This is a genomic window from Pseudoalteromonas sp. BSi20429, assembly GCF_000238895.1.
In the GTDB taxonomy this organism is placed as follows: Bacteria; Pseudomonadota; Gammaproteobacteria; order Enterobacterales; family Alteromonadaceae; genus Pseudoalteromonas; species Pseudoalteromonas arctica.
Window position 1 is genome coordinate 59,750 of record NZ_BADV01000069.1, and the last position, 21,981, is coordinate 81,730.

Here is a 21,981-nt window from a genome sequence, read left to right on the forward strand (position 1 = left end):
AAGGTATTTGGAATTTAAAATAAGGAGTGTTAAATGCGTATTTTTCAAGTTGGCTTACTGTGCTTAGCACTGTTTGTACAATACAGATTATGGTTTGGTCATAATGGTTTACAAGACTACACACGGCTAAAAGGTGCTGTAGCGTCGCATCAAGAAACCAACGAAAAGCTCATTAAACGTAATAAAGTACTTAAAGCAGATATTGAAGACTTAAAGCTTGGCCAAGAAGGCATTGAAGAGCGTGCACGCAACGAATTGGGAATGATTAAACCGGACGAAACATTTATTCGTGTTTTACCGGGCAAACAATATGACAAATAAACAGACTATTGCAGCAATTGTACCTGCTGCGGGCGTTGGCAGTAGAATGCAGCACAATGCGCCTAAGCAATATATACAATTAGCCGGTAAAACCATTTTAGAACACACCTTAGCTAAACTTTCTCAATTATCTCAATTACGCACTATTGTTGTTGCCCTTAGCGACAGCGACCCCTATTTTGACGAACTCCCACTGCTTGATAAGCGCATTGTTCGCGCCAGTGGCGGTAAAGAGCGTGCAGATTCAGTACTCAATAGCTTACTTTTTTTAGCGCCTAACCCGCCTACATGGGTGCTGGTGCACGACGCTGCACGCCCGTTAGTTAATATTAGTGATATAGAACGTTTAATTGATGAATGTATACGCGCTGATGAAGGCGGTATTTTAGCTAGCAAAGTAAAAGACACCATAAAACGTGGCCACACTCATGCCCTACAAACTGTGCCACGAGACGATTTATGGCAAGCACTTACCCCACAATTTTTTAAATATGACGAGCTTAAAAATGCATTGCAAAACGCATTAGCAAACGGGGCTACTATTACCGATGAAGCCAGTGCAATTGAGTGGGCGGGTAAACCGGTAAAGCTTGTTGCAGGTCGCAGCGATAATATTAAAATAACCACGCCAGAGGATTTAGATTTGGCTGGATTTTTACTACACAAACAACAAAACGAGAGTGCATTATGATACGAATTGGCCATGGTTTTGACGTACATAAATTTGGCGGCGAAGGCCCGTTAACTATTTGTGGTGAAAAAATTGATTACCCACAAGGCTTTTTAGCGCACTCAGATGGCGATGTTGCTATTCATGCATTATGCGATGCTATTTTAGGCTCGCTTGCAATGGGTGATATTGGTAAGCACTTTCCAGATACGGCTAGCGAGTATGAAAATATCGACAGCCGTATTTTACTTCGCCATGTGGTGAGCTTAGCTAAAGAGCAAGGTTATGTAATTGGCAATGGCGATGTGACTATTGTTGCACAGGCGCCAAAAATGCTGCCACATATTCAAGCTATGCGCGCTAATTTAGCCAGCGATTTAAATTGTGACCTTTGCCAAATTAACGTTAAAGCCACTACAACCGAAAAGCTAGGCTTTGAAGGGCGCAGGGAAGGTATTTCGAGCCATGCAGTGGTTATTATGAGTAAAGAGTCTATGAGTACAAAAAACGCATGAGCGATTTAAATTATTTATACGGTGCACCGCTTTCTAAAGCTGATTTTAAAACCACTGCTGAAGACTTTATGGTTGATGAAGACCTAGGTATAGAATTTACCGGCAGTGGCGAGCACGTGTGTTTGCAGGTGGTTAAAAAAGGCGAAAATACGCAATACGTTGCAAAGCTAATTGCACAGCGTGCGGGTGTTTCACCGCGAGACGTAAGTTACGCCGGCATGAAAGATCGTCACGGTGTGTGTTCACAGTGGTTTAGTGTAAAAGTACCGATTAAAAAGCCTATCGATTTTAGCGATTTAAATAGCGAGAGTATTTTTATTGTGTCGCAACAGCGCCACGACCGTAAATTACGTACGGGCTGCCACAAAGGTAATAGATTTACTATTACGCTCCGTAACGTAACCAAGCCGCTTGATATTTTATGCCGTATTAACGCAGTACGCGCAGGCGTGCCTAATTACTTTGGTGAACAACGCTTTGGGCATGGCGGTCATAACTTAGTAATGGCTGAAAAAATGTTTGCCGGGGAGCGCATTCGCGATAAAAAACTGCGCGGTATTATTATTTCAGCAGCGCGTTCTCATGTGTTTAATCAAATAGTAAATTTACGTGTTAAAGAGCATGGTTTAGCTAAAACAATGCACCGTGAAGTATTTATGCTCAGCGGCAGTAATGCATTTTTTGAAGATGCAATTAACGACGAAAACATAGAGCGATTAGCCACTGGCGATATTATGATGTCGGCACCTATGGTGGGTAAAAGCGAAAAAGGTTTAACCGAACAAGAAAAAATATGGCTTGAACCTTTCAAAACATGGTGCGATGGCTTGGGTGAGCTAGGCCTTAAAAATGAGCGCAGGATGCTGCGTTTAATTCCGCAAAACTTAACGGTTGAGACCATAGATGAAACCAGTTTAAAACTGAGTTTTGGTTTGCCAAAAGGGTGTTTTGCAACTGCATTATTACGTGAGCTGGTGGATTATAAAGATGCTAGCCCTCGAGAGCGTAAAGAAAAGGATAATGACATAAATGAAGATACTGTTAAGTAACGATGATGGCGTAAATGCTAAAGGCATTGCGGTTTTATATCAGGCGCTTATACAAATTGCAGATGTAACCCTTGTTGCACCTGATCGCAACTGTAGTGGCGCGAGTAATTCTTTAACACTAATGAACCCGCTACGAGCGACTACACTCGAGAATGGTTTTATGTCGGTTAATGGCACACCTACTGATTGTGTACATTTAGGTGTAAATCAGTTAGCTGATGAAAAACCAGACCTTGTTGTTGCTGGTATTAACCATGGTGCCAATTTAGGTGATGATACGCTTTATTCCGGTACTGTTGCCGCTGCAACTGAAGGTCGCCATTTAGGCTTACCTGCAATTGCAGTATCGCTTTGCTCACATAAGGGCGAGCATTTTGAAACAGCCGCTGCTGTTACCGTAAATATTATTAAAGGTTTGGCTTCGCATCCGCTTCCAAAAGATCAAATAATAAATATAAATGTGCCAGATATTCCATTAAGTGAATTAAAAGGGGTGCAAGTAACACGTTTAGGTGCTCGCCATAAAGCAGAAACCATGACCAAACAAACCGATCCTTGGGGTCGAGATATTTATTGGTATGGATCGCTTGGCATAGAAAGCGATGCAGGTGAGGGTACCGACTTTTACGCAATCAATAACGGTTATGCCTCTGTTACGCCATTGAGTGTTGATATGACAGCCAAAGACAGCCTAAAAGCAGTAGGAGACTGGTTAGCCGATTTGGAGATTAATCGTGCTCGCTAATTATACCCGCAGTGCAAAAGCGCTATCTGACTTACTAAAGCGCGAAGGCGTTGAAGATACACAAGTACTGAGTGCTATTGCTGATATTCCGCGACATATATTCGTAGACGATGTGCTAAAACACAAAGCTTATGAAAATACGGCGCTACCTATTGGGCAAGGGCAAACTATTTCCCAGCCTTATATAGTAGCGCGCATGACAGAGCTACTTCGCTTAGCTGGTGTGCGCAATAAAGTGCTGGAAATTGGTACTGGCTCTGGATATCAAACTGCAATATTAGCCAAAACGTTTACAAAGGTTTATTCGGTAGAGCGTATTAAAACGCTTCAGTGGCAGGCAAAGCGTCGATTGCAGCAACTCGATTTATATAATGTAACCATGAAGCATGGTGATGGTTGGCAAGGCTGGCAATCACAAGCACCTTTTGATGGTATTATAGTGACTGCTGCGGCCTCTAAAGTTCCGCAAGACTTGCTTGCTCAGTTAGCCGATGGAGGCGTGTTATTAGCGCCCATTGGTGAGAGCGATCAAAAATTAGTAATGGTTATCCGCGAAGGCGATAATTATAAAGAGCATGTTATTGCTCCCGTTAGATTTGTGCCGTTAGTACCTGGCGATATTGAATAGGAATTCATTTTGAAGTTGTTTACCAAGTTATACGATATGGCCCTAGTGTGGGCAAAGCACCGCCATGCGGAACGTTATTTAGCTGCAATGAGCTTTGCAGAGTCAGTTTTTTTTCCGATACCGCCCGATGTAATGCTTGCACCTATGTCGCTTGCGCAACCCAAAAAAGCATGGCGTTTTGCAAGCTTTGCCACAATAGCATCGGTTGTTGGTGGAGTAGTTGGTTACTTGCTTGGGTTTTGGCTATTTGAACCCGTTGTTGAGCCATTGATTGCACAAATGCACTGGCAAGAAAAGTTTGATATCGCATTAAATTGGTTTAAAGATTACGGTGTTTGGGTTGTGTTTTTAGCTGGTTTTTCGCCTATACCATATAAAGTATTTACCATTGGCGCAGGTGTTTTACAAATGGCATTTTTGCCATTTTTACTCGCATCAGCGATTGGACGTGGTGCGCGATTCTTTTTAGTTTCAGCCTTAATGAAGTGGGGCGGGGCTAAAATGGAAGCAAAATTACGTCAATATATTGAAATACTTGGTTGGGGATTAGTGGTATTAATTGCGCTAGCGTACTTTTTATTGCGTTAAGCGTTAAAAATATCAATTATCTAATTTGGGAGAAAAATACAATGAATAAACAGTTTTTACTGTATGTGACTATATTTATTGGTGTTTTTCTTTCTGGTTGCTCTTCTCGCCATGTTCCTGCGCCTGTTAGCAGTCTAAATAATAATGTTAACGATTTAGGTCATACTATTAACATTAATGGAAGCAACTATAAAGTACAAAGAGGAGATACCCTTTACTCTATCGCCTTTAGTGCAGGGCAAGATGTTAGATTACTTGCAAAAAACAATTCAATTCCATCACCTTACACAATTTTCCCTGGGCAAAACATCTCCTTAATCCCCAAGCCCGAAAAAACAAAAAGGGATGAAAAATATACGAATTTGAGTAAAAAGTCTATAAAAAACACACAAAAAAATAACATAATATTAAAGAAAGAGCTTGATCCTCCAAAACAACGAGAGTATGTTCAGAAACAAGCCAGTAACAAAGTTAGTAATGCTAAACGTTTGTCGAGCAGTAAAGTTAATTGGTTTTGGCCTGCAAAGGGCAAAATTACCAAACGCTTTTCTAATAAGGAAAACGGTTATAAAGGTTTACAGATTACTAATCGTAAAGGGGCTTCAGTCTTAGCTGCGGCACAAGGAACAGTGGTATACGCGGGTAACGCTCTACGAGGTTATGGTAGTTTAATCATATTGAAACATAATGATGATTACCTAAGTGCTTATGCACATAACTCGAAATTACTTGTTAAAGAAAAGCAGAAGGTTAAGGCAGGACAAAAAATAGCAGAAATTGGTAATTCAGAATCTCCGGTCACCGCGCTTCGTTTTGAAATTCGCTACCGAGGGCAAGCTGTCAATCCTGCTAAATACCTACCCTAATTTTCAGGTATTGATAATTGCTCGGGAGAAGGCTTATGGCTAGCGCAGCAAAACTTGACAAACACACTACGACTGACGAAAAATTCGATGACATCGCTGCTGATGAAAGCACAACTTTACTAGATAAAGTAGAAGACGATGAAATCTTTGCAAAAGAAGAAGTAACTAAAAACCTTGATGCAACCCAACTTTATTTAGGCGAAATTGGTTTTTCTCCTTTGCTTAGCGCAGAAGAAGAAGTGTTTTTTTCTCGCAAATCACTTCGAGGTTGTGAAGCCTCACGCAAACGTATGATTGAAAGTAACTTACGTTTAGTTGTTAAAATAGCACGCCGTTACAATAACCGTGGCCTTGCTCTACTCGATTTAATTGAAGAAGGTAACTTAGGCTTAATTCGCGCTGTTGAAAAATTTGACCCTGAACGTGGCTTTAGATTTTCTACTTACGCTACATGGTGGATACGTCAAACAATTGAACGTGCCATTATGAATCAAACTCGCACCATCCGCCTACCAATACATGTTGTTAAAGAGCTTAATGTTTACTTACGTACAGCGCGTGAATTAACTCAAAAACTTGACCATGAACCAACAGCTGACGAAATTGCAGCTTGCCTAGACAGACCCGTTGAAGACGTAACTAAAATGCTACGTTTAAACGAGAGAATAGCATCGGTTGATATGCCGATTGGTGGTGAAAACGACAGTGTACTGCTTGATATCATTCCAGATGAAAAAAGTGCAGGCCCTGAAGGCGAAGTACAAAATAATGATATTAATAAACACATTGTAGATTGGTTAGGTGAATTAAACCCTAAACAACGCGAAGTGTTAGCACGTCGATTTGGATTACTTGGCTACGAGCCATCTACACTTGAAGATGTAGGTCGTGAAATAGGCTTAACACGTGAGCGTGTAAGACAAATTCAGGTAGAGGCATTACGTCGTTTAAAAGACATTTTGCAACAAGAAGGTTTAAGTACAGATAGCTTGTTTAATCAGTTTTCGTAACTGGTTAAATAGTTTAAGAGACTATGTGTGTTAAAAAGCCGAAGAATTTATTCTTCGGCTTTTTTTATGCTTGTAAATTAGATGATATAAATTACAACAATGCTTTTAGTTTATATAATAAATCGTGCGCTTGGCGTGGCGATAAATTATCAGGGTCGATAGCGCTTAATTGTTCTTCTACTTCTGAAGGTGTATTTTGAGCAACTTCATTATTAAAAGTAAAGGCTTGTTGCTCAGTATTTGGTGCAGTAACGCTTTGATGATTTTCAAGTAACTTAAGTTTTTGCTTTGCTTGTGCAATAACAGCTTTTGGCACACCCGCAAGAGCAGCTACTTGTAAGCCAAAGCTCTTACTTGCTGCGCCATCAAGTACTGTATGCATAAAGGCGATTGTATCGTTATGCTCTATTGCATCAAGGTGCACGTTTACCAGACCTGTTGTTTGTTCAGCAAGTTCTGTTAACTCAAAGTAGTGCGTTGCAAACAATGTTTTAGCTGATATTTTTGACGCTAAATGATCGGCTGTTGCATACGCAAGCGAAAGCCCATCGTAGGTACTTGTACCACGACCAATTTCATCCATTAATACCAAAGACTGCGCCGTGGCATTATTTAAAATAGTCGCTGTTTCGGTCATTTCTACCATGAAGGTTGAGCGACCTGATGCTAAATCATCGCTAGCACCAATACGTGTAAATATGCGATCAATATTACCTATTTTAGCGCTGTCTGCAGGTACATAACTGCCAATGTGAGCCATTAGTACAATAAGTGCTGTTTGGCGCATATAGGTTGATTTACCGCCCATGTTTGGACCCGTAATAATCAACATTTTACGTTGGCTGTTTAATTCAACAGGGTTAGCAATAAACGGTTCTTTCATTACTTGTTCAACAACGGGGTGACGACCTTGCTTAATGCTTATATTGTCGTTATCGCACAGTTCTGGTTTTGCATAATTGAGTGCAAATGCACGTTCGGCCAAGTTATTTAATACGTCTAAATCGGCCAGTGCTGCTGCCATCATTTGCAGCTGTTCAATATGTGGAGCGATAAATCTGAACAGCTCTTCGTATAGTTGCTTTTCAAGCGCTAAGGCTTTTGATTGGCTACCAAGTACTTTATCTTCGTGCTCTTTAAGCTCAGGAATAATATAGCGTTCGTTATTTTTGAGCGTTTGGCGACGGATGTAGTCGGCAGGCACTAAGTGGGCATTGGCGCGGCTTACTTCAATAAAAAAGCCATGTACGCGGTTATAACCAATTTTAAGCGTACTAATACCCGTGCGTTCGCGTTCACGTAACTCTAGTTGATCAAGTACATCGGTTGCACCTTTACTTAAGTTACGCCACTCATCTAGTTCGCTATTGTAACCAGGGGCAATAACGCCACCGTCACGAATAAGTACCGGTGGGTTTTCTATCACTGCACGTTCTAATAACTCTTGTAAATCAGGGAGCTCAGGCGAGTGCTTGATAATACCCGCTATACGAGGATCGTTAGCATCACCTAACAAAGTATGTAGTGGCGCAAGTGCTTGTAATGCGCTGCGAAGGCGAGTTAAATCGCGCGGGCGAGCTGTGCATAAAGCTAGGCGTGCAATAACACGCTCTACATCACCAATCTCTTTTAATGATTCGTGTAATTCGCCGCACAGTTGTACATCTAAAATAGCGCTAATTGCATTTAAGCGAGAATTTAGCTCGTCTTTATTACGTACAGGTGTATGAATACGGCGCTTAAGTAAACGAGAGCCCATAGGTGTTGCTGTTTTATCAAGTACCTGGGCAAGTGTATTTTCAAACCCACCTGATAAATTAACGGTAAGTTCTAAGTTTTTACGAGTAGCGGCATCTAAAATAACAGCGTGTTCGTTGTGCTCAAGTGTAATTGCACGAATATGTGGCAGTGCAATACGTTGTGTATCTTTTACGTATTGCATTAAACAACCGGCAGCAACAAGCGCGCTGTGGGCTTTATCAACACCAAAACCAACTAAATCTTTAGTACCAAACTGATCGCATAATAAGTGCTCGGCCGTATCTAAGTCGAACTCCCACTCTGGGCGGCGGCGGGCACCTTTTATATGCTCAATTAAATGAAAGTTTTCAAAGCTTTCGCTATACAGAAGTTCTGCCGGAGCTAAGCGCTGAATAGTTGAGCTAAAGGCTTCGTCGGTGTTAACCTCTACAACGTTAAAGCGACCAGAGTTAATATCAAGGTACGCGATACCGTACAGACCTTTTTTACTTTGCCAAACGCTGGTAAGGAGGTTGTCTTGTCGTTCTTGTAAAAGCGCTTCGTCAGAAATTGTACCAGGTGTAACTATACGAACAACTTTACGATCGACAGGACCTTTACTAGTTGCAGGGTCACCCACTTGTTCGCAGATAGCCACTGATTCACCCATTTGGACTAAGCGTGCTAGGTAGTTTTCTACTGCATGATAAGGCACGCCCGCCATAGGGATAGGATCGCCACCGGCTTTACCGCGATGTGTTTGCGAAATATCGAGTAATTGAGCGGCGCGTTTAGCGTCATCAAAAAAGAGTTCGTAAAAATCGCCCATACGATAAAACAATAAAATATCGCGATGCTCTGATTTTATTTTTAGATACTGCTGCATCATAGGGGTTTGTTGTTTTATAGTGTGTGGTGCATAAAGATCAAACGACATGTATTTACCCAAAGGCTGAATATGGAATTACATCAAGAGATTAAAACACTTGCTGCGCAATTAGGCGCTATTTTAACGGATAAATGCTTATGGATCACTAGTGCTGAGTCATGTACTGGTGGCGGAGTGAGTTATGCCCTTACAGATACGCCCGGAAGCTCGACTTATATTGACCGTGCATTTGTGACTTACAGCAACCAAGCAAAGCAAGATTTGCTAAATGTAAGTGCAAGCACACTAGCAAAGTACGGTGCTGTGAGCGAGCAGACAGTACGTGAAATGGCACTAGGTGCAATTAAGGCAACAAACGCTAATATATCTATAGCTGTATCGGGTATTGCAGGACCTGGCGGGGCAACAGAAGGTAAACCTGTGGGACTTGTGTGGTTTGGCATACAAATTAATGACAAAGTACTGACCTTTAAACAAGTATTCTCTGGCGATAGGGCTCAAGTTAGACTGCAAGCTATTGTATTTGCATTGAAAAGTGTAATAGATGAGATAAAATAAAAAAATTAGCTTGATACTGTGATTTCATACAGTATACTTGATTCCATTAGCTGGATTTGGAGAATAAAATGAACGATAACAAACAAAAAGCGTTGGACGCTGCACTATCACAAATTGAACGTCAATTTGGTAAAGGCTCAATTATGAAATTGGGTGATAACAAAGCGTTAAACATTGAATCTGTATCTACAGGCTCACTAGGTATTGATATTGCTTTAGGCATAGGTGGTTTACCTATGGGACGTATTGTTGAAGTATACGGACCTGAGTCATCTGGTAAAACAACGCTTACTTTACAAGTTATCGCTGAAGCGCAAAAAGAAGGCAAAACATGTGCCTTTATTGATGCTGAGCATGCTCTAGATCCAGTTTATGCACAAAAGCTTGGTGTTAACATTGATGAGCTTTTTGTATCGCAACCAGATACCGGTGAGCAAGCATTAGAAATTTGTGACATGTTAGTGCGCTCAAGCGCAGTAGACGTTGTTATTATTGACTCGGTTGCTGCACTTACACCAAAAGCTGAAATTGAAGGCGACATGGGCGACTCGCACATGGGCTTACAAGCACGTTTAATGTCACAAGCATTACGTAAGCTTACTGGTAACATTAAACGCTCTAACACGTTATGTATTTTCATTAACCAAATCCGTATGAAAATTGGTGTTATGTTTGGTAACCCAGAAACAACAACAGGTGGTAATGCACTTAAGTTTTACGCATCTGTTCGTATTGATATTCGTCGTATTGGTTCTGTTAAAGAAGGCGATGAAGTTGTTGGTAACGAAACACGCGTTAAAATTGTTAAAAACAAAGTTGCGCCGCCGTTTAAACAAGCTGAATTTATCATCATGTATGGTGAAGGTATTTCTAAGCAAGGCGAGTTAATTGACTTAGGTGTTAAGCACAAAATTGTTGAAAAAGCAGGTGCTTGGTATAGCTACTGTGGCAACAAAGTTGGCCAAGGTAAATCTAACTCAATTAAGTTTTTGAAAGAAAACCCAGAAATTGCAGATGAGATTGAAGGCAAGTTACGCGAAATGCTTTTACTAAAAGCAACTATTGAACCAGAAGATGGTGAAGATAAGTTAGGCGATGACGCTGACCTTTAACAGCCTAAAATGAGTTTTTAAGCTTGATTTGACCCGAGCATTAAAAAGCGCTAATCAGTAATGATTAGCGCTTTTTTGTTGTTAAAAACTTAAAGTAGATAAAATAAAAACGACACATTAAAAATGTGTCGTTTTTTAATTTAATCTATAAAAAACATACGGTTACATCACTCATGAGTAGGCACTGCACTAGTGATTACTATACTAAATGAAGAGCAGAACGATCATACGCTATACATTTTAATCAGGAGAAGAGTTAAAGAATGCGACCTAATTAAAATAGAATTTTAAAAGCGATAAGTTAAGCTAACTTTTCCGCTAATAGGAGAGCCATAAAAACCAACATTGGCTAAGCTAGTAATATGTTTTTCATCTGTGATGTTATCAATGTTAGCTTGAATTGATAAGTCTTCGCTAGCATCCCATCGAGCAAATACGTTCATAAGTAAATAAGAATCCTGCTTAACATTACTGGCTATATTTTCTGTTTTTGATTGCCATTTACCGGCTAAACCAAATTTAAATTCAGGTAGTTGAGGCAGCGTATAATCTAATGAAAAATTAACAACATTTTCAGGTTCCCATTCATGAGAACTATCGCCTGCGTCATCATTTATATCTAAGTATGTATATGCAAATACAGCATTTAGATCATCAGTTATGTGTCCGGTTAATTCTAATTCAAAGCCTTGGGTATCTTGATCAGCTCCTTTATAGTAAGTAAATCCAGATGCGTTTAGCCCTGCATAAGTTGCAATATTATCTTGTTTTGCACTAAATACGGCAAAGGTTGCAAGTAGTTGATCATCAAACCATTGAGTTTTCACTCCAACTTCGTAATTAACACCTTTACTTGGATCTAAAAAGTTACCATCGTAATCGTACTGCTCTTGTGGCTGATAAATATCGGAATAGCTTACATATACATTAACATCATCATTAATTGCATACGTTGTTGCAAGGTAAGGGCTTACCTCACTTTCATCATTATCTATATCAACGCCTTGGCTAAAGCCTGTGCGCTCATAATCGATAGCGTTAAAGCCCGCAATAACAAATAAGTCACTTGTTAGGTTTAATTTAGTAGAACCAAAAAAACGCTTTAAAGTAACATCAATATCAGCATACTTAGTTCGTTCACCCCAAATAGGTTCAGCAATCGCATCTAATGCGTATGGAAAAGCAGGCGCTAAACCATAAGCTTCAGTTGTTGCTGCATCGTAAGAGTTAGTAAAAGAGTAAGATGTACTTTGTGAAATACTACCACCAAGCATTAACTCATGCTCTTGACCAAACAAGCTGTACTCACCTTTAGCTGTTATATCAAATAAATCAGCTGAGAATTCTGTATCATATCGTCCAGGAATACTGACTAAACCTAAATTAGTTTCACTATCAAACATTCCATAAGCGTCATAAAGGTAAAGTAATTTACTTTGATCTTCTGAGTCTTGGTAATTATAAGTTGTTTTAATTTCCCAGTTATTATCGAATACATAAGTATATTCAATAAAAGCTGTGGTATTAAGAGTATCCCATTTAGTCCACTCTTGGGTTGTACTTGTACTTACATCCCACTGCGCTTGTGTGCCATCGGCATATGAAAGTGGTAATCCTCCCCACATGGTTCCATCTGTATTCGCATCTTGATGTGAAGCACCAAATGAAAGTGTTGAATTACCAGTAAGTTGTCCATCAACTACAGCAGAGAAGTAAGTACGATCGTTTTCTAAACCATCAAGGTATGAATCAGAGCTTTCTGCAGCCCCAACAACACGTGCAGCCCAGCTACCAGAATCTGTTAATAAAAATGAATAATCAGCTTGTAAGCGCTTTAAACCATAAGTACCTACAGAAATACCTACTTCACCTTCATTCTCATTTGTTGGGCGTTTTCGAACATAATTAATAGTACCAGCTGCATTACCAACGCCTGTTAATTGCCCATTAGCACCACGAATAACTTCTATTTTTTCATAACCGTAGCTTTCCATAGCACCAGTAACAAGGCCCCAGTTATTAGGTAGACCAACACCATCAACTTGAGTGCTTTTAATATCAAAACCACGAGACGTGTATCGTGTGCGGTTAGTTTCACCTTGTTCTACAGTAATACCCGTAGCCATTTTCAATGCGTCATTAATACTATTTGCTGCAAAGTTTTGAAGTTGCTCTGCGCCAATTACACTAATAGATTGTGGTGTTTCGTTAAGCTCCATAGTTAAACCGGTAGCACCTTGGCTAACTCGATCTTGGCGTACACCTACTATTAATATTTCTTCCATTTGTTCATTGTTATTTTCAACTGTATTCTTAGTTGGTGTTTCTTGCGCTTGAGCTGAAAAACCCATAGCTAAAACTAATGAAGAAAGTGCAAAAGTGCGATTGAGTTTCATGTTTTCCCTTAATTAATATTTAATATTATTTGAGTTTATTTAAATAATTGGGACATTCTACTATTTAGAATTAACAAACTCAAACAAAAACTATTATCATTTGCAAACTCGTTTACTCTGTTTTAGGGAAAATTACTTAGTCTGTAAATAATATTATGATTAGGATAAGCGATATGACTTATAAAAATATGGTTGTTTTTTTGACTTAAATTGAATTATAAAAAAAGCGGCCTAGGCCGCTTTTTTAAAGTAGTTAGCTTTTTAGTTATTAAAAAGAGTATTTAACAGAGAATTGTAAACGATCTAAATCGCCATCTACGCCACTTTCAGTTTCACGCTCAGCATGTTTTAGCTCAGCTCCAAATGTTAGGCGTTTAACAGGGGAATATAAAATGTTAGCGCTATAGCTTTGGCTTGATTCAGTCGGATCACCAGAAATAGCTAATAAATCAGTGTTGTTATCAGCAGAGAAGAAAGAGTATAAGAACGTTGAACGCCATTGGCTTGTCCACTTGTGCTGGTAAGCAACAAAACCAGAAGTCGAATCAATGGCATCTAGTTCATCGCCATTAAGTACTGCGCCGTGAGCAACGTTTAAGCCTACGTAACGGCCTAAGCCTTTACCTTGAGTAAGCATAAATTTAAGGTTGTCTTCACCAAGGTTTATTTTACCCGACGCACTAATACCAAAAGATGTTTCATCTGCATCAACACTGCCTACTTTATAAGTTAGTTGGCGAGCAAGCGCTGCAACAACAATGTTACCCCAATCAGCTTTGTGTGTGTAACGAGCTGTAAAGTCAGGCAAGGATGCATCATCAGTTACTACCATACCGCTAGTAGTAGAAATTGTACTTTCTGGGTTTTCTAATGAGAAAGACCATGCGCCAGTGGTATATTTAATTTGCGATTGGCGAACAAATATAGTGCCTTCAGCTGGGCCTACAAAATCAAGCGTTTCAGCAAGGGCACCCACGTTTTGAAAATTAGACCATGTTTGACCAAATAACCAACCGTCGTATGTCACAAACGCATGGCGAATACGTGGAGCATAAGAGTTTGATACACGTTCATTGCCGCCAGCAGCTGAGGCTAAAAAATCAATCTCAATTTTAGTGTTAACGGTCTTACCGTTATCCATAACAGTGGCTGTGCCAAAGTTAAAGCGTGACTCGCGAGCATGCATATCAAACACAGCATCTGAGCTGTTATCGTCGCCAATTGTTAGCGTACTTGGTACGTAAAAGTCACGACCTACGTTTGAACCTGCAGGCGCACCCGCTGAATAATCACTCCACATAGAGTCGAGTTTAATGTATCCACCGTAAGTAAATTCGGTATCACCAATTTTTGCAGCAGTTGCCGCGTATGCAGTACTTGATAGTGCACATAGTACAGCGCTTGCTGCCAATGTTTTTAATGGGGTAAATTTCATTGTGGTGTCCTTTATAGGCTACTTGTTATTTATTACTTTTTTTTCATAGATATTTGTATTACTTGCTACGAGTATTACTTACGAATAAAAAGGGTTGTTAATTTGGCTTTCAATTCACTTTCTATTTTCATTCGTTAAATAAAGCATTTTAGTAAGTACAACAAAATATCTTTATTAGAGTACGAGAACACTGTTGAATATGTGCAATATTTACTCAATTACCTATTGGTCTATAAGACTAAGGTTTGAGAGCAGATTAGTTTGTATTTACTTACATTTAACGCGTTGTATTATTTATGTAAAAAAATTGAAAGCAGAAGGATTATAAACTACAAATGAGGAAATTGAAGGGGTGTACAACTAAGGTCTAATACTTAATGTAGCACTGCTGAGTAATCCTTGGTAAAAGCTTAAGGCAAGTAATTTAAATGGAGACTAAGATGTCACAAAGTATCTATCCAGTTCCTGCGCATATTAAAGATGCGACTCTTGTAGATAAAAATAAATATAATACGCTTTACAAGCAATCTATTGATGACCCAGAAAGTTTTTGGCGTGAGCATGGCAAACGTCTTGATTGGTCTACCCCTTATACAAAAGTTAAAAACACATCATTCGACAAAGGCCATATAAATATTAAATGGTATGAGGATGGCTACCTTAATGCTTCGTACAATTGTATCGATCGTCACTTAAAAACCAAAGCAGACAAAACTGCGCTTATTTGGGAAGGTGACAGCCCATCTCAAAGTGAGAATATTACTTATCAACAATTGCATGATGAAGTAGCCAAGTTTGCCAATGGTTTAAAAAAGCTAGGTGTTCAAAAAGGTGATCGTGTAGCGATTTATATGCCTATGACGCCTCAAGCTGTTTATGCAATGCAGGCTTGTGCACGTATTGGTGCTATTCATTCGGTTGTATTTGGTGGCTTTTCACCTTCTGCGATTGCAGATCGTATTCGAGATTCGGGTGCCAAAATTGTTATTACTTCAGATGAAGGGCGCAGAGCAGGTAATTGTGTTCCATTAAAAGCAAATGTAGATGAAGCGGTAGCGCAAGAATCTGTAACCTCAATTGAGCATGTTATTGTGCACCAATTAACCGGCGGTGAAGTTGATTGGAATGAGCACGATATATGGTGGCATGACCTAGTTGCTGATTTACCAGCAAAGTGTGAACCAGAGCCAATGAACGCTGAAGATCCATTGTTTATTTTATATACATCAGGTTCAACAGGTCAGCCGAAGGGGGTTGTACATACTACTGGTGGCTACTTAGTTTACTCATCAATGACACATGAATACGTATTTGATTTAAAAGAAGACGATGTGTATTGGTGTAGTGCCGATGTAGGTTGGATCACAGGTCACAGTTACATTGCATACGGGCCATTAGTAAACGGTTGTACGCAAGTATTATTTGAAGGTGTACCAACTTATCCAACTGCAGGACGTATGGGCGAAATTGTTGATAAACACGGTGTAACTATTTTATATACTGCGCCTACAGCAATTCGTGCGCTAATGGCGAAAGGTGATGAGCCAACAGCTTCGTCAAATCGCGATAGTTTACGTATTTTAGGCTCGGTTGGTGAGCCAATAAATCCAGAAGCATGGACGTGGTATTACGAGAGTATTGGTAAATCTAATTGTCCGATTGTTGATACGTGGTGGCAAACAGAAACCGGTGGCATAATGATTACGCCTTTACCGGGTGCAACTGATACAAAGCCTGGCTCTGCAACCCATCCATTTTTTGGTATTGCGCCAGCATTATTTGATGCTGAGGGGAATAACCTTGAAGGTGCTGTGGACGGTAATTTAGTTATTTTAGATAGCTGGCCATCACAAGCGCGAACTGTTTACAACGACCATGAACGTTTTGAACAAACTTATTTTAGCGCCTACCCAGGTGTTTACTTTACAGGTGATGGTTGTCGTCGTGATGAAGACGGTTATTACTGGATCACAGGACGTGTGGACGATGTACTTAACGTATCAGGCCATCGCTTAGGTACTGCCGAAATTGAAAGTGCGTTAGTTGCGCACGAAGCAGTAGCAGAAGCAGCAGTAGTGGGTTACCCGCATGATATTAAAGGCCAAGGTATTTATGTTTATATTACGCCTAACGAAGGTGTAACAGTAAGCGATGAATTAACCAAAGAGGTACGTAACTGGGTTCGTAAAGAGCTTAGCCCAATAGCATCACCAGATATGATTCAATGGTCTCCAGGTTTACCTAAAACGCGCTCAGGCAAGATTATGCGTCGTATTTTACGTAAAATCGCTGCAAATGAGCACCAACAACTCGGTGATACGTCAACGCTTGCAGATCCATCTGTAGTCGATGAACTAATCGAGAACAGATTAAATCGTTAAATGTGCGTTAAAAACTTGATTACAAGTTGATTCTAAACGTAGTATATCGGCTGTCAGTAAGGGTTTTATACCTAACTGGCAGCCGAATTTATTAGGAGTGAACCATGAGTCAGTTTTTAATAGCGGACGACCATCCGTTATTTCGTGAAGCACTAAAGGGCGCATTGAGCGCAAAATTTGAAGGTTTAGAGGTTTTTGAATCATCCGATTTTGACAGCACACTGCAAGTGTTAAGCGAGCAAGAGGATCTTGATATATTACTGCTAGACCTTCACATGCCAGGTAATGGTGATTTATATGGTCTTATTCGTATTAGAGAAGAATACCCAAGCTTACCTATTGCCGTTGTTTCGGGTAGTGAAGACGCTAATATTGTTTCTAAAGTAATGGGTTACGGCGCTATGGGTTTTATTCCTAAATCGTCATCGTCTGATGATATTGCCAGTGCAATTAACCAAATACTTGAAGGCGATACATGGCTACCAAAAGAGCTAAAAAACAAAGTAGCTGAAATTGAAGGTGAAGATAGAGAAATAGCAGCGCAAGTTGCCTCATTAACACCTCAACAATACCGAGTGCTACAATATCTGCACGAAGGTTTACTTAATAAGCAAATTGCTTATGAACTGCACATATCAGAAGCGACAGTAAAAGCACACATTACAGCCATATTTAGAAAACTCGGCGTGTACAATCGTACCCAAGCCGTTTTAATTGCCGCTAAATTAAAACTCGAGCCAATAGAGCAGGCATAATTTACATTTAAAAAGTCACTTGCTTATTTATGAGCAAAAAAATGCCAGCAACAATGCTGGCATATTTTTATGTGTAGAATAATCAATCAGAATTCAGGTTAATAACAAAATGCATACCTTGTTATCAACACTGTTTTATTACCTCAAAATAAACTACTTAATTAAGCGAATTGGTACAATGCTAAGAAAACACTACAGTTTTATTACCATTAATAAATAGCTTATGCTCTGATGCAAGTTGGAGTGCTTTACAAAACACTGTTTTCTCTACATCTTTACCCATTTTAGCCATCATTTCGGCGGTATTAGCATGTGTAACGCTTGTTACATCCTGCAAAATAATAGGGCCTTCATCAAGCTCATTATTCACAAAGTGAGCGGTAGCACCAATAATTTTTACGCCGCGCTCAAATGCTTGATGATAAGGTTTAGCACCTATAAATGCAGGTAAAAATGAATGATGAATATTAATTATTTTGCCTTCAAAGCGACCCACAAATTCAGGACTTAAAATACGCATGTATTTGGCAAGGCCAATAATGTCAGGGTTGTAGCTGGCAATTAAATCACCTACTTTTTGATCGTGCTCGCTACGAGTTAGTCCTTCGTGCGATACAACATGAAACGGCACATCAAACCCTTTTGCTAAAGGCTCTAAATCAGCGTAGTTAGCAATAACAGCTAATACTTCAATATTAAGAGTTTGTTCAAATTGCTTTAGCAACATACCACCTAAACAATGGGCTTCTTTAGTTGCAAGTAAAACTACTTTAGTTTTTGCACCGCAATGTAGGGCAAGTTTAGCGCCTTGTGGCAACAGTGCGCGCAGTTGATCTAAAAAGTCGCTTTGTGGCTCGCCTGTAAGCTCTGTGCGCATAAAAAATCGCTGTGCGTCTTTATCTACAAACTCGTTGTTACGCGTAATATTTAAATTATTTTTATGACAAAGCCCTGTGATTTTAGCTATTAAGCCTACGTCGTCAGCACATTGGGTGGTTAGTATATAGCTCATTGTCCTCATTCTTACCCTGTGATTAATACTTCATTATTTGTGTTTTGGCACATAAAGCAAGGGCTTTGTGGACTAATCCAATATTAATCATGTTGTTGAGTATAAAAGAGGTAGTAAAGTTAAAAGGTATTGAATAGAGGTTAATAAAGGATAAAAAAATGCCACCTAATTTACAAGGTGGCATTAATACTAATAATCCAGAGTTTAAGTTAATTAACCCTTTGGCTCGGGAGATAAGTTTTCTTCTTGTCTTAAATACCCGGCAGCTTCTTCGTCATCTTTAGCTATCGCTTGCTGAGTAGGTATAGCACGCGTTTGCTGATTTAATTGATGTATTTGTGACGCATTACCTAAATCACGCTCACTGGTGATTGAGGCGATAGATTCACGGTCTTTCAAGAACGCGATAACGTCTTTTTTGATTGCTTGTAATTGTCCTTCGTCTTTATGCATTTCCATAATATGGCGAGGATGTTCAAGATTTTTCATACCTGTTGCTGCAAACGTAGTAGAAATAACACGAGAAACAATAATCCAAGGCGTTATGCTACTGCGTACTAAAGTATTTTCTGAGCGAGTACTATCGTGAATACCAGTACCAGTTGATATTTTAGACTCAGTAAATGTGCCTTCGCATTTAAAGTACACTAGTAGTGATTCAAATTGCATTTCAGCGAAAAATAGATGAGCTGTATTTGTAAGCAATTGCGCAAATGCTTTAATAAGTATACCTATTAGCAATAAGTGAAAGCTTGTCATTAATAGCTCACTAAATTGAATAACATGTTGGTTATTAAATGCTTGTTTAAAGCTACTAATATTTGCAGCGTCAACGTAATGATAAATATTAATAAACGAATACGCTAAAAACACAGTAAACGCTAAGGCTATAATATAAAGCAAGTTACCACTTACTAAAGCAAGTAACCTTGCTAGCGTAAAGTTTTTACCTAAGTCTATTGAGTGCAGTTTAGGTTGAATCTCTTGGATCATTTCACCTTTAAAACCGCCTTTACCTTCAATTTGTTCTTGAAGCTTAGGATCTAATTCGCGATAAACTCTGTTAGGTACTTCTTTATAACGACGGTTAGCCATTACTAGATTGTCTAGGTTTATAAAAATTTCGTCTGGATGAACAGACTCTTGCCAGTTTTCACGTAGTTCTGATACTTCAGCAGAAGGGGTAACTGCATTTAAACGCGCTTTAATCATAATAAAAGCAATTGCGCAGCTCAGAGTGGCTAATACAATAATCGCAATTAAGTACATGCCAGCATGAAGACTAGGTAGTTGCTCAATCCAGCCATCTATTTCTTGTTTGCTAATGTGTTGTTCTTTCATCAGCCATGACATAGAAAGGCCAATAGCGATTGGTAAAATAAAAGATAAAGAAATAATTTTAGCGAGTGCTCCGGTACCAAGTGCTTCAATATTTTTTTCAGCGTTTCTAGAAATAGGTTTACCCGTAGAGCGCCACGAAAAAAGAACGTAGAACATTAATATGGCACTATAAACAGGAAATGCTAATTCGCCTGCTTCACCGGTAAAACCCGATAAAGATACAAATGCCACAAGGCCATAAGCAATAAGTGCAACAAGGGTACTTACCCATGAGCCAAATAAGCGCTGAGCAACATTACGAATAGGATAAGGTAGGAATAATAACTTAGGGATTAAGCTGTGAAGTAAACGTGATAAAAAACCATTAGGCTCTTTAAACGTACTGTTTTTACGACCAACCAGCATTTCTTCGAGTGATTGCGCTGTGTAGGCTACTTCTTTTTCTTCTTCTTTGGCGGTTGATGCTTGTGATTTACTGTAGTTATAAGCAAGTGAAGTAGGGTGGTTTCTGCCTACAAAATACTTAAGAGTTGCATAAATACCACTTGAAAGTGAGCGAATGCCGAATGCTAAAATAAGCATGCCAAACACCATTAAAATCCATCCAGCGGTTGTATCTTCTTTTACTGAGCCCGCAGCAATAACAAGTAAACTAATACCCGCTATAGACTCGATGAGTCCTCTTACAGCTGTTACTTTACCTTCAAGTTTGAAGGGGTTTTTTAGTCCAAGATCAATCGATCCATAATCAAAAGCCATTGAATGCTCCTTTTAAACAGCATGCCCAATTAAGGGAGAATATAAGCGTAGTTATAATAACCATTATATATATCGTATTTTTGTTTTTGCTCAATTTTTGATTATATATCAATAAAGTCGTTCAGTTTAAGGTTATTTTAAAGTGGTACATTCTATGCTTTGAAATATAAGCTTAAGCGAGTTAACAATATCTCTTTTAAATGCTTGAGGAGGAATGATGGAATTGATTTACGTTGATGATAGTTTGCCCGGAATTACCCGAAAGCAAAAAAACAAACATTGGCAGTATTTTGACCCAATAGGAAAAATAATTAAAGAGAAGGCCGTTATTGAGCGCTTAAATTCACTCGCGTTCCCACCCGCTTACAAAAGTGTATGGTTTTGCCCTGAAGAAAATGGGCATATTTTAGCAACAGGTTACGACAGTAAAGGACGAAAGCAGTACCGATATCATCCATTATTTACACAACAACAAGATGCTAAAAAGTATCAAGCTTGTAGTGTGTTTGGACATAAGCTGCCGTTACTTAGGGCTCAATTAATGGAAGCATTGCAAGGTGATGAGCTCGATTATGAACGTACTTTAGCAGCCATTGTTAGATTAATGGATTTAGGTGCTTTACGGGTGGGGAATGAACGTAATGTAAAACAAAATAAAAGTTTTGGTGCGACAACCCTAAGATCAAGGCATGCAAAATTAACAGGTAAAAATATTAGATTAAAATACCGTGCAAAGTCAGGTAAAGAAAGGGAAGTAAATATATCGGATAAAGCATTGAGTAGTGTTATTAAGGAGCTTCAGGATTTACCCGGGCAACACTTGTTTCAATATATAGAAGAGGGGGAGCGCTCTAACGTTACTTCGACTGAAATCAATCAGTATATTCAAAATATAATGGGTGAAGAATTTAGCGCAAAACACTTTAGAACATGGCGAGCAAGTGTGATTGCTTTTAAAGAAGTGTATGAAGCAAAAGGCGCTATTACATTAAAAACAATGCTTGATGAAGTGTCTTCAAAGCTTGGGAATACGCCAACAATAGCGCGTAATTCTTATATTCACCCTGATGTTATTGAGCTTTGTAAGAAAAATGAATCAGAACAAACTCATTGGCGCGACAATTTTAAATTACCCCGTAAAACAAAGTATCTTAGTCGGTTTGAGCGCGGTTTATTAGAGTTTTTAACGTAACGATAAAGGCTGTAGCTTA

19 protein-coding genes are annotated in these 21,981 nt (G+C 39.2%); 14 read left to right on the forward strand and 5 right to left on the reverse strand.

The features are described from left to right. The first annotated feature begins 33 nt into the window (after positions 1–33). The 9 genes from ftsB to rpoS are packed head-to-tail and all read left to right on the forward strand — an operon-like array spanning position 34 to position 6,392. Positions 34–321, forward strand: coding sequence for a cell division protein FtsB (ftsB, locus tag P20429_RS06430; protein WP_007584772.1), 288 nt, complete (start codon positions 34–36; stop codon positions 319–321). Further along, positions 311–1,012, forward strand: a complete 702-nt coding sequence (ispD, locus tag P20429_RS06425) for a 2-C-methyl-D-erythritol 4-phosphate cytidylyltransferase (RefSeq protein ID WP_007584773.1) — start codon at positions 311–313, stop codon at positions 1,010–1,012. The genes ftsB and ispD overlap by 11 nt, the downstream gene beginning before the upstream one ends. Further along, positions 1,009–1,506: a 2-C-methyl-D-erythritol 2,4-cyclodiphosphate synthase gene (gene ispF, locus P20429_RS06420; protein WP_007584774.1), complete on the forward strand. Its 498-nt coding sequence runs from the start codon at positions 1,009–1,011 to the stop codon at positions 1,504–1,506. The genes ispD and ispF overlap by 4 nt, the downstream gene beginning before the upstream one ends. Continuing rightward, positions 1,503–2,555 carry a tRNA pseudouridine(13) synthase TruD gene (gene truD / locus P20429_RS06415; RefSeq protein ID WP_007584776.1) on the forward strand — a complete coding sequence of 351 codons (1,053 nt, stop codon included), beginning with the start codon at positions 1,503–1,505 and terminating at the stop codon, positions 2,553–2,555. Before ispF ends, truD begins: the two co-directional genes overlap by 4 nt. Then, positions 2,536–3,300 carry a 5'/3'-nucleotidase SurE gene (surE, locus tag P20429_RS06410; protein ID WP_007584778.1) on the forward strand — a complete coding sequence of 255 codons (765 nt, stop codon included), beginning with the start codon at positions 2,536–2,538 and terminating at the stop codon, positions 3,298–3,300. The genes truD and surE overlap by 20 nt, the downstream gene beginning before the upstream one ends. After that, positions 3,290–3,928: a protein-L-isoaspartate(D-aspartate) O-methyltransferase gene (locus P20429_RS06405; protein WP_007584780.1), complete on the forward strand. Its 639-nt coding sequence runs from the start codon at positions 3,290–3,292 to the stop codon at positions 3,926–3,928. The genes surE and P20429_RS06405 overlap by 11 nt, the downstream gene beginning before the upstream one ends. A 9-nt stretch (positions 3,929–3,937) precedes the next feature. Beyond that, on the forward strand, positions 3,938–4,516 hold the full coding sequence (locus tag P20429_RS06400) for a YqaA family protein (protein ID WP_007584782.1): 579 nt from the start codon (positions 3,938–3,940) through the stop codon (positions 4,514–4,516). Between the two features lie 41 nt (positions 4,517–4,557). After that, complete coding sequence (locus tag P20429_RS06395; RefSeq protein ID WP_007584784.1) at positions 4,558–5,382, forward strand: peptidoglycan DD-metalloendopeptidase family protein; 825 nt, start codon at positions 4,558–4,560, stop codon at positions 5,380–5,382. 35 nt (positions 5,383–5,417) lie between these two features. Beyond that, complete coding sequence (gene rpoS / locus P20429_RS06390; RefSeq protein ID WP_007584786.1) at positions 5,418–6,392, forward strand: RNA polymerase sigma factor RpoS; 975 nt, start codon at positions 5,418–5,420, stop codon at positions 6,390–6,392. Between the two features lie 91 nt (positions 6,393–6,483). Here the strand turns inward: rpoS and mutS are convergent, their stop codons facing one another. Beyond that, the gene (mutS, locus tag P20429_RS06385) at positions 6,484–9,069 is read right to left on the reverse strand and encodes a DNA mismatch repair protein MutS (RefSeq protein ID WP_007584788.1); all 2,586 of its coding nucleotides are present in this window, start codon (positions 9,067–9,069) and stop codon (positions 6,484–6,486) included. A gap of 21 nt (positions 9,070–9,090) precedes the next feature. On the opposite strand from mutS, the gene P20429_RS06380 reads away from it, so the two are divergent. Both P20429_RS06380 and recA read left to right on the forward strand, forming a co-directional pair. After that, positions 9,091–9,579, forward strand: coding sequence for a CinA family protein (locus P20429_RS06380; protein WP_007584790.1), 489 nt, complete (start codon positions 9,091–9,093; stop codon positions 9,577–9,579). 68 nt (positions 9,580–9,647) lie between these two features. Next, positions 9,648–10,691 (forward strand): recombinase RecA, encoded by a 1,044-nt coding sequence (recA, locus tag P20429_RS06375; RefSeq protein WP_007584792.1) that lies wholly within the window; start codon positions 9,648–9,650, stop codon positions 10,689–10,691. A gap of 287 nt (positions 10,692–10,978) precedes the next feature. Here recA and P20429_RS06370 read toward each other — a convergent pair whose 3' ends face one another. Next, positions 10,979–13,087, reverse strand: coding sequence for a TonB-dependent siderophore receptor (locus P20429_RS06370; protein WP_007584795.1), 2,109 nt, complete (start codon positions 13,085–13,087; stop codon positions 10,979–10,981). A 268-nt stretch (positions 13,088–13,355) separates the two neighbouring features. Next, positions 13,356–14,522, reverse strand: a complete 1,167-nt coding sequence (locus tag P20429_RS06365; protein ID WP_007584797.1) for a DcaP family trimeric outer membrane transporter — start codon at positions 14,520–14,522, stop codon at positions 13,356–13,358. A gap of 440 nt (positions 14,523–14,962) precedes the next feature. Here P20429_RS06365 and acs point away from each other — a divergent pair, with 440 nt between their 5' ends. Together acs and P20429_RS06355 are read left to right on the forward strand one after the other, a co-directional pair. After that, entirely contained in the window at positions 14,963–16,903 is a 1,941-nt protein-coding gene (gene acs, locus P20429_RS06360) for an acetate--CoA ligase (RefSeq protein ID WP_007584798.1), read from the forward strand. A 104-nt stretch (positions 16,904–17,007) separates the two neighbouring features. Then, positions 17,008–17,658 carry a response regulator transcription factor gene (locus tag P20429_RS06355; protein ID WP_007584799.1) on the forward strand — a complete coding sequence of 217 codons (651 nt, stop codon included), beginning with the start codon at positions 17,008–17,010 and terminating at the stop codon, positions 17,656–17,658. Positions 17,659–17,839: 181 nt separating this feature from the next. Here P20429_RS06355 and purU read toward each other — a convergent pair whose 3' ends face one another. Continuing rightward, complete coding sequence (gene purU, locus P20429_RS06350) at positions 17,840–18,670, reverse strand: formyltetrahydrofolate deformylase (RefSeq protein ID WP_007584800.1); 831 nt, start codon at positions 18,668–18,670, stop codon at positions 17,840–17,842. Positions 18,671–18,883: 213 nt separating this feature from the next. Continuing rightward, entirely contained in the window at positions 18,884–20,770 is a 1,887-nt protein-coding gene (locus tag P20429_RS06345) for a hypothetical protein (RefSeq protein WP_007584801.1), read from the reverse strand. 217 nt (positions 20,771–20,987) lie between these two features. Between P20429_RS06345 and P20429_RS06340 the strand changes: the two genes are divergently transcribed. Next, entirely contained in the window at positions 20,988–21,962 is a 975-nt protein-coding gene (locus tag P20429_RS06340; RefSeq protein ID WP_007584802.1) for a DNA topoisomerase IB, read from the forward strand. Positions 21,963–21,981 lie beyond the last annotated feature (19 nt).